General features: G+C 67.7%; 15 protein-coding genes. 11 read left to right on the forward strand and 4 right to left on the reverse strand.

Going from position 1 to position 14,295, the window contains the following annotated elements; all coding sequences use genetic code 11:
• The first annotated feature begins 21 nt into the window (after window positions 1–21).
• The 4 genes from nusG (at window position 22) to CAM01S_RS11785 (ending at window position 3,112) form a co-directional block, all read left to right on the forward strand.
• Window positions 22–1,056, forward strand: a complete 1,035-nt coding sequence (gene nusG / locus CAM01S_RS11770; protein ID WP_066521737.1) for a transcription termination/antitermination protein NusG — start codon at window positions 22–24, stop codon at window positions 1,054–1,056.
• A gap of 121 nt (window positions 1,057–1,177) precedes the next feature.
• Window positions 1,178–1,609 (forward strand): 50S ribosomal protein L11, encoded by a 432-nt coding sequence (gene rplK / locus CAM01S_RS11775; RefSeq protein ID WP_066521741.1) that lies wholly within the window; start codon window positions 1,178–1,180, stop codon window positions 1,607–1,609.
• A 74-nt stretch (window positions 1,610–1,683) separates the two neighbouring features.
• Window positions 1,684–2,373: a 50S ribosomal protein L1 gene (rplA, locus tag CAM01S_RS11780; RefSeq protein WP_066521744.1), complete on the forward strand. Its 690-nt coding sequence runs from the start codon at window positions 1,684–1,686 to the stop codon at window positions 2,371–2,373.
• A 115-nt stretch (window positions 2,374–2,488) separates the two neighbouring features.
• The gene (locus CAM01S_RS11785; protein ID WP_169795871.1) at window positions 2,489–3,112 is read left to right on the forward strand and encodes a Pr6Pr family membrane protein; all 624 of its coding nucleotides are present in this window, start codon (window positions 2,489–2,491) and stop codon (window positions 3,110–3,112) included.
• Between the two features lie 15 nt (window positions 3,113–3,127).
• On the opposite strand, the gene CAM01S_RS11790 is transcribed toward CAM01S_RS11785, so the two are convergent.
• On the reverse strand, window positions 3,128–3,784 hold the full coding sequence (locus CAM01S_RS11790) for a YqaJ viral recombinase family protein (protein ID WP_066521756.1): 657 nt from the start codon (window positions 3,782–3,784) through the stop codon (window positions 3,128–3,130).
• Between the two features lie 29 nt (window positions 3,785–3,813).
• Window positions 3,814–5,028, reverse strand: a complete 1,215-nt coding sequence (locus CAM01S_RS11795; protein ID WP_083528000.1) for an ROK family transcriptional regulator — start codon at window positions 5,026–5,028, stop codon at window positions 3,814–3,816.
• 189 nt (window positions 5,029–5,217) lie between these two features.
• On the opposite strand from CAM01S_RS11795, the gene CAM01S_RS11800 reads away from it, so the two are divergent.
• The 3 genes from CAM01S_RS11800 to CAM01S_RS11810 are packed head-to-tail and all read left to right on the forward strand — an operon-like array spanning window position 5,218 to window position 8,107.
• Entirely contained in the window at window positions 5,218–5,955 is a 738-nt protein-coding gene (locus CAM01S_RS11800) for a sugar phosphate isomerase/epimerase family protein (protein ID WP_157071550.1), read from the forward strand.
• Complete coding sequence (locus tag CAM01S_RS11805; RefSeq protein ID WP_066521779.1) at window positions 5,952–7,106, forward strand: Gfo/Idh/MocA family protein; 1,155 nt, start codon at window positions 5,952–5,954, stop codon at window positions 7,104–7,106. The genes CAM01S_RS11800 and CAM01S_RS11805 overlap by 4 nt, the downstream gene beginning before the upstream one ends.
• Complete coding sequence (locus tag CAM01S_RS11810; protein ID WP_083528001.1) at window positions 7,103–8,107, forward strand: TolB family protein; 1,005 nt, start codon at window positions 7,103–7,105, stop codon at window positions 8,105–8,107. The genes CAM01S_RS11805 and CAM01S_RS11810 overlap by 4 nt, the downstream gene beginning before the upstream one ends.
• A 7-nt stretch (window positions 8,108–8,114) precedes the next feature.
• On the opposite strand, the gene CAM01S_RS11815 is transcribed toward CAM01S_RS11810, so the two are convergent.
• The gene (locus CAM01S_RS11815) at window positions 8,115–8,849 is read right to left on the reverse strand and encodes an ABC transporter ATP-binding protein (protein WP_066522260.1); all 735 of its coding nucleotides are present in this window, start codon (window positions 8,847–8,849) and stop codon (window positions 8,115–8,117) included.
• Between the two features lie 68 nt (window positions 8,850–8,917).
• Window positions 8,918–10,513 (reverse strand): ABC transporter permease, encoded by a 1,596-nt coding sequence (locus tag CAM01S_RS11820; protein WP_066521787.1) that lies wholly within the window; start codon window positions 10,511–10,513, stop codon window positions 8,918–8,920.
• Window positions 10,514–10,718: 205 nt separating this feature from the next.
• Here CAM01S_RS11820 and CAM01S_RS11825 point away from each other — a divergent pair, with 205 nt between their 5' ends.
• The 4 genes from CAM01S_RS11825 (at window position 10,719) to rplL (ending at window position 14,291) form a co-directional block, all read left to right on the forward strand.
• On the forward strand, window positions 10,719–11,492 hold the full coding sequence (locus CAM01S_RS11825; protein WP_066521789.1) for a response regulator transcription factor: 774 nt from the start codon (window positions 10,719–10,721) through the stop codon (window positions 11,490–11,492).
• Window positions 11,493–11,565: 73 nt separating this feature from the next.
• Window positions 11,566–13,089 (forward strand): sensor histidine kinase, encoded by a 1,524-nt coding sequence (locus CAM01S_RS11830; RefSeq protein ID WP_066521793.1) that lies wholly within the window; start codon window positions 11,566–11,568, stop codon window positions 13,087–13,089.
• Between the two features lie 244 nt (window positions 13,090–13,333).
• Window positions 13,334–13,849: a 50S ribosomal protein L10 gene (gene rplJ / locus CAM01S_RS11835; protein ID WP_066521796.1), complete on the forward strand. Its 516-nt coding sequence runs from the start codon at window positions 13,334–13,336 to the stop codon at window positions 13,847–13,849.
• 55 nt (window positions 13,850–13,904) lie between these two features.
• Complete coding sequence (gene rplL, locus CAM01S_RS11840; RefSeq protein ID WP_066521800.1) at window positions 13,905–14,291, forward strand: 50S ribosomal protein L7/L12; 387 nt, start codon at window positions 13,905–13,907, stop codon at window positions 14,289–14,291.
• The last annotated feature ends 4 nt before the right edge of the window (window positions 14,292–14,295 follow it).

The following is a 14,295-nucleotide window of genomic DNA, read 5'->3' on the forward strand; positions in this document are numbered from 1 at the left end:
CGAACGGAAAGTACCGACACAGTGGCTGACAACCCGCGCGACGACATCGACCTCGCGACTGCTGCAGAGCAGTCCTCTGAAGTCGAAGAGAACCAGGAAGGCGACGTCGAGACGGCGGAGGAGCGCTCCGTCGAGTCCGCCGAGGAGCGCGCAATCACCGTCGAGGACGAGAACGATGCGGAACTCGGCCTGACGGGTGGTCTCGACGACGCGCTCGAGGCCCTCCGCGAGTCCGCCGACCCAGAGGCCGACGCGGTCGTGGACGACGCACTCGATGTCGACTCCGTCGACGAGGCGGAGGCCGCAGTCGAGGCTGTCGAGGACGAGGAAGAGGCCGACGTCGAGGACGCCGAGGCCGCGGGCGACGCCGCCGGGGCCAGCGCCGACATCGCCGCCGAAGAGGCCGCCGACGCGCTCGACGACGAAGAGCAGGCCGAGGTCGACCCCTACGACGCGTTCAAGGCCGAGCTGCGGATGAAGCCGGGCAAGTGGTACGTGATCCACTCCTACGCGGGCTTCGAGCGTCGCGTGAAGTCGAACATCGAGAACCGCATGGTGTCGATGTCGATGGAGGACTACATCTACCAGGTCGAGGTCCCGATGGAGGACGTCGTCGAGATCAAGAACGGGCAGCGCAAGCTCGTGACACGCGTGCGCATCCCGGGATACGTGCTCGTGCGGATGGATCTCAACGAAGACTCATGGTCGGTCGTGCGACACACGCCGGGCGTCACGGGGTTCGTCGGCAACGCGCACAACCCGACCCCGCTCCGCTTCGACGAGGCGTTCAACATGCTGAAGTCGCTCGTTCAGGTGGCGGAGGCCGCGCCGACGAAGGGTGGCGCGAAGGGCGGCGCCCAGGCGAAGGCGGCCGCGCCCGCCGAGGTCGACTTCGAGATCGGTGAGACGATCACGATCAAGGAGGGCTCGTTCGCCGGCCTTCCGGGGTCGATCTCGGAGATCAAGCCGGAGAGCGGCAAGCTCACGGTCCTCGTCTCGTTGTTTGAGCGCGAGACGCCGGTGGAACTGAGCTTCGACCAGGTCACGAAGCTCTAGTAGACTCATCAGGTTTGACCCCGCGCCTCTGGGCGCCAGGTCGTCACCGCGGCTCGGAACGTCCGAGTCGGCGGGAGAGTGCGCAGGCTCTGCGCGTTCGACATCAAAGGAGAAGCAAGTCATGGCACCGAAGAAGAAGGTCACGGGTCTGATCAAGCTGCAGATCCAGGCCGGCGCGGCGAACCCCGCCCCGCCGATCGGTCCGGCGCTGGGTCAGCACGGCGTCAACATCATGGAGTTCTGCAAGGCGTACAACGCTGCGACGGAGTCCCAGCGCGGCAACGTGATCCCCGTCGAGATCACTGTGTACGAGGACCGCTCGTTCACGTTCGTCCTGAAGACGCCGCCGGCGGCCGAGCTCATCAAGAAGGCGGCGGGTGTGCCCAAGGGCTCGTCGACGCCGCACACGGTGAAGGTCGCGAAGATCACGATGGACCAGGTCCGTCAGATCGCGGAGACCAAGCAGGCCGACCTCAACGCGAACGACATCGACGCAGCGGCGAAGATCATCGCCGGCACCGCCCGTTCCATGGGCATCACCGTCGAGGCCTGAGCAGACCACCATTGACCCCACCGTGGGAGAGCCTCGCCGGCTCGCCAACCACGGATCTCGCAAGGAGAGCAACCATGGCGAAGAAGTCCAAGGCCTATCAGGCCGCGGCCGCGAAGATCACGGCCGACAAGCTGTACACCCCCACTGAAGCCGTCGCGCTCGCGAAGGAGACCGGCTCAGCGAAGTTCGACTCGACCGTTGAGGTCGCGCTGAAGCTCGGTGTCGACCCGCGCAAGGCAGACCAGATGGTGCGCGGCACCGTCATCCTCCCGCACGGCACCGGGAAATCCGCCCGGGTCATCGTGTTCGCGACCGGTGCTGCCGCTGAGGCTGCCATCGCCGCCGGTGCTGACGAGGTCGGTGGCGACGAGCTCATCGAGAAGGTCGCCGGCGGGTACACCGCGTTCGACTCGGCCGTTTCGACGCCGGAGCTCATGGGCAAGGTGGGTCGTCTCGGCCGCGTGCTCGGGCCGCGCGGGCTCATGCCGAACCCGAAGACCGGGACCGTGACGCCGAACGTGGCCCAGGCCGTGTCCGACATCAAGGGCGGGAAGATCGAGTTCCGCGTCGACAAGCACGCGAACATCCACTTCGTCGTCGGCAAGGCCTCGTTCACTCCGGAGCAGCTCGGCGAGAACATCGGCGCAGCGCTCGACGAGATCGTGCGCCTCAAGCCGAGCGCCGCGAAGGGTCGCTACATCACGAAGGGTTCGGTGTCGACGACGTTCGGCCCCGGTATCCCGCTCGACGTGACCTCGATCTGATCATCTGATCCACACGACGGGCCCGTCTCTCCGGAGGCGGGCCCGTTCGGCGTCTCGGGACGGTCGTGCCGCTCACCACTCCCGCCTTTGCCCGATATCCGATACGGTGCATATCGTGCGATCTCTCGTTCTGTCCCTGCGCCTCTTGGCGGTCGTTGCGGTCGTGGCTGCGATCGTCGCGCAGTTCGTGCGCAGCCTGGAAGCGCCGAACTTCGTGTTCTGGAACTTCTTCGGCTACTTCACCATCCAGTCGAACATCATCGTGGCAGTGGCGTTCGCGGTGACCATCGTCTCCGCGGCCCGACGCGGCCGGCGCGCCGAGCGGTGGACCGTTCTCCGCGGAGCAGCAACGGTGTACATCGCGACAACCGGACTCGTGTACAACACGTTGCTCGTGCACGCGACGCTTGACAACTCGTTCACCGTGCCCTGGTCGAATGACATCCTGCACAAGTGGATCCCGGTCTATGCGGTCCTCGACTGGATCCTGTTCTCGGACCGAGCCCGCATGGTGGCGCGCCAGGTGTGGCTGATCCTGATCTATCCGGCTGTCTGGCTCGTCGTCATCCTCATTCGCGGTGCGACCGACGGCTGGGTGCCATACCCCTTCTTGAATCCCAAGCTCGGGTACGGGTTCGTTGCGCTGTACTGCCTCGGAATCGCGCTCTTCATCGCCGTGATGGGCCTCTTCGTCATCGCGCTCTCACGGGTTCGGCTTGTCCGAATTGGGCGCGCCTGATCGCTTCCAACCAGATCAGCGCGTGCGCGACGTACGAAGTCGTTCGAGCACCAGGTCTGCGAGTCCGATGAGCGCGGCTATCTGGCTGTCATCGCGGTCGATCCACCGGCACCGGGGCTCGTCGGCGACCGGCACGAAGTCTTCGTGCCGTTCCCACACGAACAGTGTCCGTTCGGCACCGACGACGTATTGCTGCCACCAGATCTGACGCAGGTAGTGCCGCGGGACCGCACGCCAATCGGTCGAGGTGGTCTTGATCTCAGCGAGCACGACGCGCCCGTCGGCGTCGAATCCCACACCGTCGGGCGTTGCGAGGTGTGCGCGGTTGGTCGCTGCATGAAACAGCGCGCTCGACGGGGTGATGCCGTGGGTGGCGGCGACCCACGCGGCGATCACGGGTTCGCGTTCCCGGCCGTGCTCGGTGAACGGATTGCCGGAAAAGCGGCTGCCGAAGCGCTTCTCGGCGACCACGGCCTCCACGCCGCGAAGCGATGCAAGCCGAGCGACATCGGTTGCCGTGATCCCGGCGGCCCGAGCACGAAGCCAGGCGACGCGGTCCGCGCTATCCGCGACGATGCGCTCCGTGTGCGTCCGGAGGACCGTGAACCGGTCATGATCGACGCTTCGGTCGTCGTCCTCCCACAGATCGAGAGTGGGTTGGACGAGCGACATGCCTCTCATTCTCGCCCACCGAGCCGCGATCAGCGGACGACGAGACGGCGATCCTCAAGTGTCGCGACCATCTCATCGACACCGGCAGGTGAGAGCGCATAGTCGATCGCGAGCGCCGCGGCACCGGCCAGGGCGGCGCCCGCCCCGGCGCGGGACTGGGCGATGATCAGGTGCTCGGTCGCGAGCGGCATCGAGCGGGCATAGACGACTTCCCGCACCCCGGCGAGCAGGTGCTCACCCGCTCGCGTGACGGACCCCCCCACCGCGATGACCGACGGATTGATCAGCGAGACGCATGTCGCGAGGACCTCGCCGATCATCCGACCCGCTTGCCGGACGGCGCCGATCGCATCGATGTCGCCGCGCGCCACAAGCGCGATCACGTCGTCGCTCGACGCGACGTCGTGGCCGGCTGCTCGCAGGGCGCGTGCGATCGCGGGTGCTGACGCGACAGCCTCCAGGCAGCCCGTGTTTCCGCATCGGCACGGAGTGTCACCGGCGCTGGCGACGCGAACGTGGCCGATGTCACCAGCGGTGCCCTGCGCGCCTCGCTGGAGGCGCCCCTCCGAGACGATGCCGGAACCGATGCCGGTCGCCACTTTGACGAACAGCAGGTGGTCCACGTCCGGCCACCCATGTTCCCGTTCGCCGAGCGCCGCGATGTTCACGTCGTTGTCGACGAGCACGTGAGCGGGGATGTGCGCGCGCAGCCACGCCGGCACGTCGAACCCGTCCCATCCCGGCATGATGGGCGGGTTCGCGGGCCGACCCGTCGAGAACTCGACCGGACCGGGAAGTCCGATGCCAACCGCAGCGATGTCGGCGCGCGTTCGATCGATGTCCGCGAGCATGCCGTCGATCGCGCCGACGAGCCAGGTGAGGACCCGTTCGGGACCGTCCGCGATGTCGAGCCGGGCGTCGGCGGCGGCGAGTGGGCTACCGGAGAGGTCGGTCATGGCGACGCGGGCGTGCGAGGCACCGATATCGGCGGCGGCGATGAGACGCGCCTGCGGCAGGAGCGCGACTTGCACGGGCGGCCGACCGCCCGTCGATACGGCGGTCTCCGCTGCGCCCACGAGGCCGATCTCGGTCAGGGTGTCGAGCCGGACGCCAACGGTGGATCGAGCGAGTCCGGTCATGGCTGCCAGTTCCGCGCGTGTCCGCGGAACGCCGTCGCGCAGGATCTGGAAGAGCTCGCTCGTGCCGACCGCGGGGATTCCCCCTGAGCGCATTCCCTCGGCCATGAGCGGAAGTGAAGCACAGATGTGACGGCATGAGCAAGGAAGTCAGACGAGGTTGCCTGTGCTTTTGCTTGACGATCGGCAGAAGTGCTCGTAGTGTGGCGCTCGCCCGGTCGCTCCCGCGCGCGCAGCCTGTCGGCCCGCTCGTCGCGAACCCGCTCTCGGCCGGCCACTCGAGGAGGAGTCCGCTCGGTGCCCAAACCGCTTTCCGTGCAGCTGTACACCGTCCGCCATGCGATCGCCGACGACCTACCCGGTGCTCTTCGCCGAGTGGCGGACATCGGGTTCACCAACGTCGAACTGTTCGGGTATGTCGACCGCGTCCCCGAGTACCGGGACGCGCTCGCCGCCGCGGGCCTCACCGCGCCGAGTGGTCACGCGCGTCTGCTCGGTCAGGACGTCGACCAGATCATCGATGCGTCGCTCGTGCTCGGTGTCCAGACGCTCATCGACCCGCACATCGACGACGCCCGCTGGACGACGCGCGACGACGTCGAAGCGATCGCCCACGAGCTGTCCGCGATCGCCGCGCGCGCCGCCGATCGGGGACTCGCTATCGGCTACCACAACCACGCGTTCGAACTGGAAAATCGCATCGACGGCGCCCCGGCGCTCGAGGTGTTCGCGAATGCGCTCTCCGACGCGGTCGTCCTCGAACTCGACACCTACTGGTGCGAGGTCGGTGGCGAGTCCGCCCCCGCGATCCTCGGGCGACTCGGCGACCGCGTGCAGTTCCTCCACGTGAAAGACGGTCCCAAGACGAAGGTCGACACGGAGCAGACCGCCGTTGGCTCCGGTTCGATGCCGATCCAGGCCATTCTCGACGCGGCCCCCCAGGCGCAGCGGGTCGTCGAACTCGATGACCACGACGGCGACGTGTTCCAAGCCCTCACCGACTCGTATTCATTCCTTCAGAAGGTTTCCGCATGACCGACGCAACCACAGCCTCCCAGCAGCGCACCACCGACGTGACCCGTACCGGCCCGGTCGGCGTGGGCGTGATCGGTGCCGGAGTGATCTCGGATCAGTACCTGTCGAACCTCACCGTGTTTCCGGATGTCCGTGTCGTCTTCATCGCGGACATCGATCTCCCTCGTGCTGCCGCGCAGGCAGAGAAGTGGGGGGTGCCCGAGTCCGGCACCGTCGAGGAGCTCCTCGCCCACGATGAGATCGAGATCGTGGTGAACCTCACCATTCCCGCCGCGCACGTCGACGTTGCGACGCGTGCCGTGCAGGCCGGCAAGCACGTGTGGGGGGAGAAGCCGTTCGCGCTCGACCGCGAGTCCGGCCGTGCCCTCCTCGCTGCGGCGGCAGCCGCGGGCAAGCGCGTCTGTGTCGCCCCCGACACGTTCCTCGGCGCGGGCCTGCAGACCGGGCTCCGGACAATTCGAGACGGCCGGATCGGGCGGCCGCTCAATGCCCTCACGATCATGCAGAGCCCCGGGCCGGAGTCATGGCACCCGAGCCCTGAGTTCCTCTTCGCCGTCGGCGGGGGACCGTTGTTCGACATCGGCCCGTACTACCTGACCACGCTCGTGCAGGCGTTCGGCCCCGTCGCGAAGGTCAGCGCGACCGCCTCGAAGGCGCGCGCCACCCGGACGATCGGGTCCGGCCCGAAGGCGGGCACCGAGTTCCCGGTCGAGGTGCCGACGCACTACTCGGCACTGATCGAGTTCGAGAACGGGGGGAGCGCGCAGTCGATCTTCTCGTTCGAGTCCGCGCAGCCGCGCGCCGGGTTCGTCGAGATCGAGGGTGAGCAGGGGACCGTCGTGTTCCCCGATCCGAACAACTTCGATGGCGACAGCACGCTGTGGACATTCGGCCAGGAGGGCCCGGAGACGATCCCCGCGGTGGGGTCGACGTACTCGCGCGGAACCGGTGTGGTCGAACTCGCTCGCGCGATCCGTGCGGACGTCCCGGAGCGCGTTCCCGGTGAGCTCGCGTTCCATGTGCTCGACATCATGGTCTCCATCGCGGAGGCCGCGGACCGCGGCGAGGCGATCGCGGTGACGAGCACGGTCACGCCGAGCGACGTTCTCCCGGACGGCTGGGACCCGGCAGCGGCGACGCTCACCGAATGACCGAGCCGCGGGGAAGGCAGCTCCGCCCCGGGCAGACGAGCCGGGTGCACGTCTTCGACATCGTTGCGGGGACGAGTCGTGTCGTGTTCGAGAGCGACACGGTGCTCGTCGAGGCGCCGAACGTCCTCGACGAGCGCACGCTCGTGCTCAACGGCGACGGTGATCTCGTTCTCCTGACGGTCCCGGAGGAGCCGGGTCTCGTGCTCGACGCGGCGGCGCTCCAGCGGGTGCCGATGGCGGGCGTGCCGGAGATCAACAACGATCACGTGTTGGATCCCACGCGATCCTCGGTCGTCGTGTCAGCGCGCGACGGCGAGCTCTATCGAGTCGCGCTCCCCGGCGGCAGCGACGAACAAGCGGTCACGCGGATCACCGACGCGGCGTCGGTGCTTCCGATCCGGCGCAAGTATTACCTGCATGGGATCGCGCCGGACGGTTCGCTGCTCGCTGCGATCGTCGGCGAGCTCGCCGAGGACGGCTCGTGGACGACCGACGTGGCGCTCGTCGATCCGTCGAACGGCGCGACCACGTTCATCACGCGGGACGAATACCCGGATGACGGATGTGCGTTCACCCCGGACGGCGGAGCGCTGCTGTTCAACTCCGAGCGCTTCAGCCCGGGGAGCGCGGAGCTCGTCGGCGTACGGATGGATTCCGTCCGGCGCGGTTCTGGTCACGACGCGATCGGCGCCGGCCAGCGGCAGGACGCGCACGCTGTCGCGCCGTTCCGAATCACCGACGACGAGCGTGTCAACTGGTTCCCGCACGTCTCACCCGACGGCGAGTGGCTGCTCTACCTGTCGTACCCGCCCGGAACGCAGGGCCACCCGGAGGATCGTCCGGTCGAGCTGCGGATGCTGCCGGGCTCGGTGGCGGCCGGTCAGGAGGCTGCGGGCGAGCCCGCCGTGCTGGCGCGCCTCCACGGCGGGCAAGGGACGATCAACGTGCCGCCGTGGTCGCCGTCGTCGCGCTGGTTCGCGTTCGTCGACTATCCCGTCTGACGGCGTGTCACTGCATGTCCCGAACTTGACCCTGCTTGATATGGAGGCGCCGCTCGGCCCTCCGCGCGACCCATGAGTCGTGCGTCACGACGATGACCGTGATGCCACGGGCAGACCAGACTCCCTCGATGAGGTCGATGATCTCGTCGCGAGTCGTCTCATCCAAGGCGCCGGTCGGCTCGTCGGCGAGGAGAACCGCCGGATCCTTGACGAGGGCGCGGGCGATCGCGACGCGCTGCTGCTGGCCGCCGGAGAGCTCGGTGGGCAGATGGTCGAGGCGATCGCCGAGCCCCACGTCCTCGAGGGCCGTCGCGGCACGTTCACGGAGCTCGCTGACCGGCGCGTTTGCAGCGCTGCCCGCGAACGCCGACTGCACGTTCTCGAGCGCGGTCAGCGTCGGAATGAGATTGAAGCTCTGGAAGACGAATCCGATGGCGGCGGCGCGCAGTTCGGTCAACGCCCGGTCGCCGAGGCGAGCCAGGTCGTGTCCGCCGAACTCGACGGACCCGCTGGTCGGTCTGTCCAACGCGCCGAGCATCTGCAGGAGGGTCGACTTGCCTCCACCAGTCGGCCCCTGCACCGCAACCATCTGTCCATCCGGAATCACGAGATCGACGCCGGCGAGCGCGGTGACCGTCCGGTTCTTCTGACGATAGGTCTTCGTGACGCCGCTCAGTCGATAGGCGGTGCCGGCGGGGCGGGCGTCGCCGTCGCGGACCGCGATGCTTCCCGTAGTGGTCATGGTCGCTCCTTCTGGGCTGGTTGCGGTGTCGTGCGTGGTGTGGTCGATCGAGGCGATGGTCCGGCCGGTCACGCGACGCTCCGGAGGGCCTCTGCGGGGCGCAGTCGGGACGCGCGCCAACCGCCGAGTACCCCGGCGAGCACCCCACCGAGGATGGCGAGCGCGATCGCGACGAGGATGATGTCGACCGTGAGCGGGGCGTGGAGGACCACGTCGCTCGTTGCGGCGGCGGCGCGACGCGCTGCGCCGAATGCGCCGGCGCCGGAGAATCCGCCTGCGCCGCCCGCGCCCGGCGCGCCCGAGGGTGCGGCCCCGGGTCCGCCGCCGGTGGCTCCACCGCGCGACGCCGATGCAGCTGCGGAGATCGTCGGTCGGATCAGGTTGATGACGACGACAGCGCCGACGCCGACGAGGACGCCGATGAACCCGCCGATGATCCCCTGGACGATCGACTCGCCGGCGACCTGGCGGGTGATCCGGGCGTTCGACCATCCGATCGCCTTCAGCGTGCCGAACTCGCGGGTGCGTCGGGTGACCCCCGAGATCGTGAAGAGGATCGCGATGAGGAACGCCGCGGCGAGGACCGCGATGGACAGCCAGGTTCCAAGGCTCGACACCAGCGCCGATGCGGTCCCGAGCGAGCCGGACACGCTCGATGCAAGATCCGCCTCGGTCGACACCGTGGTCCCGGAGAGCTTCCGCTCCAGCGCGGACTTGATGGTGTCGACATTCGCCGACGAGGACGCAGCGACATAGATCGTCGTGACCTTGCCGGTCTCACTCGACAGCTTCTGTGCGGTGTCGAGCGGAATGTAGACGTTCGATGCCGTGGTCGACGACGAGTCGGTCGATGCGACGATCCCGATCACGGTGAACGTCGAACCACCGAGCGTGATCGTGTCGCCCACCTTCTTGGACGCGGTCTTCGCGTAGCTCGAATCGAGCACCGCGACGTCCTTCCCGCTGTCGGCGGATGTGAACGATCGACCGCTCGTGCTCGCCGTGCTCGTCAACGGTCCGACGATCGTCCCGGTCACCGGGACCCCCTCGACCGTCGTCTGATCGACGCTGAAGTTGCCGCCGCCGAACCCGCCGAAGCCGCCGGTGCGACCACTGGTGCCGCTGCTGCCAGCGGAGGTGGAGCCTCCGGTGCCCCCGGATTGCGCGCCGCCCGTGGTACCGGTCCCGGTGCTGCTTCCGGACTGCTGCTGGGTGACGGTGCCGCTGAACGACACGTTCTCGAGCTGCAGGACGCCGGTCGCGTCAGCCACGCCCGACGTGCGCGTGACGGTTGCGACATCCGAGGCGGACATCGTCGCGCTGCCACGAGCGACCGACAGGTGGGATTGGTTCAGCGTGGTGGTGCTTCCGGATCCGCCGCTCGTGCCGGACGTACTCGAGCCACCGGGCGTTGCTGCGGATCCGGGCCCGAATGAGAAGTTCGGTCGACCTCCGTTGGCGCTCGCCGTAGGAGTCTTGGTGACGGTGATGTCCGTCCCGACGCCGTACACGGATTGCAGGACGCTTGCCTGGGCCGCTTTGACGCCGCTTGCAATCGAGGAGACGACGATGACAAGGGCGATGGCGAGCGCCATCCCAATGGCGATGATGACGGTCTGACGTTTGCGATTGACGAGCTCTCGTCGCAGGTAGGTGGGAAACACGCGGCTCCTCCGTTCGGCGGGTGGAGAGGCCGACGGTAGGAAGCGCCGCTATGCCGGACGTTGCGCGCTGCTATGTGCGCCATAAGCGTCCAGCCGCGCGGGTGTCGCGATCCGGTGGCTCGTGTCCCTATAGTGCGTGCGCCCCCACTGTTGGCGTGCAGACGCGATTCAATCGATCCACAGGATGGGCTGTGTTGCTTCACGGATGGCTCATAGGAAACCCTCGATACTCGGAAGGGTGACGATCTCCCAGCCGACCACCGCCCCCCGTCTCACTCGCGCGGACGGCTCGCCGTTGCGCATCCTCGTCGTCGACGACGAGTCGAGCCTGACCGATCTGCTCTCGATGGCGCTGCGCTACGAAGGCTGGGAGGTCCAGAGCGCGAACGGCGGTCAGGAGGCGCTGACGAGGGCGCGCGAGTTCAAGCCGGACGCCATGGTGCTCGACGTCATGATGCCCGATCTCGACGGGCTGCAGGTGCTCGGCCGGCTCCGTCAGAACGGGAACGACACCCCGGTGCTGTTCCTGACCGCGAAGGACAGCGTGGAGGACCGCGTCACCGGACTCACCGCTGGCGGCGACGATTACGTCACGAAGCCGTTCTCCCTGGAGGAGGTCGTCGCCCGGCTCCGGGGGCTCATCCGTCGCTCGCAGATCTCCGTCGCGGAGAGCGGCGACTCCCGAATCGTGGTCGGCGATCTCGTGCTCGACGAGGAGTCGTACGAGGTATCGCGCGCTGGACGTCCGATCGAGCTCACGGCCACGGAATTCGAGCTCCTCCGATTCCTGATGCGGAACCCACGTCGTGTGCTGTCGAAGTCGCAGATCCTCGATCGCGTCTGGTCGTACGACTTCGGAGGCAAGTCGAGCGTCGTCGAGATCTACATCTCCTACCTGCGCAAGAAGATCGACGCGGGTGCCGAACCGATGATCCACACCGTGCGGGGCGTCGGCTACGTGATCAAGCCGACATCCTGATCCCCGTGACGGGAGGCGCGTCGTCCGTCCGACTCGCCCCGCGCCTCCGGCAATTCCACCGAAAGCTCCACCCATGACGCTTCGCCGCCGCCTCGTGCTCAGCATCGTGGCGCTCGTCGTCGCGGTGAGCGCAGTCATCGGTACGGGCAGCATCATCGCGCTCGCGACGATCCAGACGTCCTCGATCGACAACCAGTTGCACTCGGCGACCATGCGCGCGCAGCACTTTCTCGACCGCGGGGAGGGGTATGGCCCACCCGGGAACGACCTCGCACACCCGGCCGGGCAGGCAGCGGGGACGCTCACCGCCTACTTCCTCGACGGCAACCGGGTGGTCGGAACGATCATCCAAGACAACGGCTCCCTCGCGACGCTCACCGATGCGCAGGCGCAGGCGCTCGGTCGGGTGACGGTCAACGGTGGATCGGAGACGGTCACGCTCGGTGGCGGGATCGGCGACTATCGGGTCGCAGCGACGACCGTCGGCAATGCGGTCCTCGTCGTCGGGCTCCCGATGTCCTCGGTGTACTCGAGCGTCTGGAAGCTCGTCTGGACCGTCGTCGTCGTAATGGGGGCCGCCCTGGTCGCCGCGTCGGTCGTCGCGGCCTACACCGTGCGGCGATCCCTTCGACCGCTCGAGCGTGTCGCCGAGACGGCATCCTCGGTTGCTCGGTTGCCGCTCGAGCGGACGGGGAACCTGGCGGACATTCGTGTGCCGGACACCGACCCACGTACCGAGGTCGGCCGGGTCGGCACAGCGTTCAACCGCATGCTCGGGCACATCGGCAGTGCGCTGCAGGCGCGGGAACGCTCAGAGCGCAAGGTCCGGCAGTTCGTGGCGGATGCCTCCCATGAGCTTCGCACCCCGCTGGCCTCCATCCGCGGGTACGCGGAGTTGACCCGGCGGATGCAGGCCGACCTTCCGGACGATGTCGTGTACGCCCTCGCACGCGTCGAGTCCGAATCGATCCGGATGACCGCGCTCGTCGAGGATCTCCTGCTGCTCGCGCGGCTCGACGAGGGTCGCGATCTCGTCCTCGATGACGTCGATCTGACCGGTCTGGTCCTCGACGCGGTCAATGACGCGCACGCGGCCAGCCCCGATCATCCGATCGAGGTCGACGTTCCCGACGAGCCCGTCGAGGTGGTCGGGGACGCGGCGCGACTCCATCAGGTGATCGTGAACCTCGTCACGAACGCGCGCACGCACACGCCCGACGGGACGATGATCACGGTCGGTCTGACGGACCGTGGCGACACCGTGGACCTGACGGTGCGCGACACCGGTCAGGGGATCGATCCCGAATTTCTCCCGCAGTTGTTCGAACGGTTTGCGCGCGGTGACTCGTCGCGGTCGCGGACGGCCGGGTCGACGGGACTCGGACTCGCGATCGTCGACGCCGTCGTCCAGGCCCACGGCGGCTCGGTCGCGGTGTCGAGCGTGCCGGGCGACACGGTGTTCACGGTGCGGCTCCCGAAGGCCGCTGACGACCGCGACGACGTGGCTGGACCAGGCGCCGTCACCCGGGTGATCGATGCCGGTGCCGAACAGCCTCCCGGCGAACTCGAGCGGTTTGCCGACCCGGCGACCGCCTGATACCCTCATCGGAGCCAAAGACCGCCGGTTACCGGCGTTCCTGCCCGGAACTCGTTTCGATGCAGTGCACGTCGGTCGAAGGTTCTCCATCAAGAGAATGCCTGCGCAGGTGTTTCGAACTGCTCCACCCATCGTGGGGCCTGCTCCGAGCGTCTGCGCGTCGGGGCTTTTTTCTTGGGCGCGCACGCCGTGCCGCCGTGATGAAGATCCTGGGGCTACCGGCACACGACCCCCAAGGAGAGCCATGGCGAACAAGGAAGCCGCGGTCGCCGAGCTTGCGGACAATTTCCGCAACTCGAACGCCGTTCTGCTGACCGAGTACCGCGGGCTCACGGTTGCGCAGCTCAAGCAGCTCCGCAACGAGATTCGTGAGCACGCCACGTACGCCGTGGTGAAGAACACGCTGACCAAGATCGCGGCCAACGAGGCCGGTATCTCGTCGTTCGACGACGAGCTTGCCGGACCGTCCGCGATGGCATTCGTGCACGGTGACACTGTCGCCGTCGCGAAGGCCCTGCGTGCATTCGCCAAGGCGAACCCCCAGCTCGTGGTCAAGGGCGGTTACTTCGACGGTAACCCCCTCTCCGCGACCGAGGTGGACAAGCTCGCCGACCTCGAGTCCCGCGAAGTGCTGCTCGGCAAGCTTGCCGGCGCCTTCAAGGCCTCGCTGTTCGGTGCTGCGTACCTGTTCAACGCACCCCTCTCGCAGGCCGTCCGCACCGTGGACGCGCTTCGCGAGAAGCAGGAGTCCGCAGCCTGACCGGGCGAGCGGAACATCACCCCCCACATCACGTAGTCATCACTAGGAGTACACAATGGCGAAGCTCACGCAGGACGAGCTCATCGACGCGTTCAAGGAGCTCACGCTCATCGAGCTCAGCGAGTTCGTGAAGAAGTTCGAAGAGGTCTTCGAGGTCACCGCTGCCGCTCCGGTTGCGGTCGCCGCTGCCGGCGCCCCGGCCGGTGCCGCCGCTGAAGAGGTCGAGGAGAAGACGGAGTTCGACGTCGTCCTCGAGTCGGCCGGCGACAAGAAGATCCAGGTCATCAAGGAGGTCCGCGGACTCACGTCGCTCGGCCTCGGCGAGGCCAAGGCGCTCGTTGACGGTGCACCCGCGAAGGTGCTCGAGGGCGTCAACAAGGAGACGGCCGACAAGGCCAAGGAGGCGCTTGAGGGCGCCGGCGCGACCGTCACGCTCGCGTAGTCTC

Origin of the sequence: Curtobacterium ammoniigenes NBRC 101786 (assembly GCF_001571045.1) — a bacterium.
In the GTDB taxonomy this organism is placed as follows: Bacteria; Actinomycetota; Actinomycetes; order Actinomycetales; family Microbacteriaceae; genus Curtobacterium; species Curtobacterium ammoniigenes.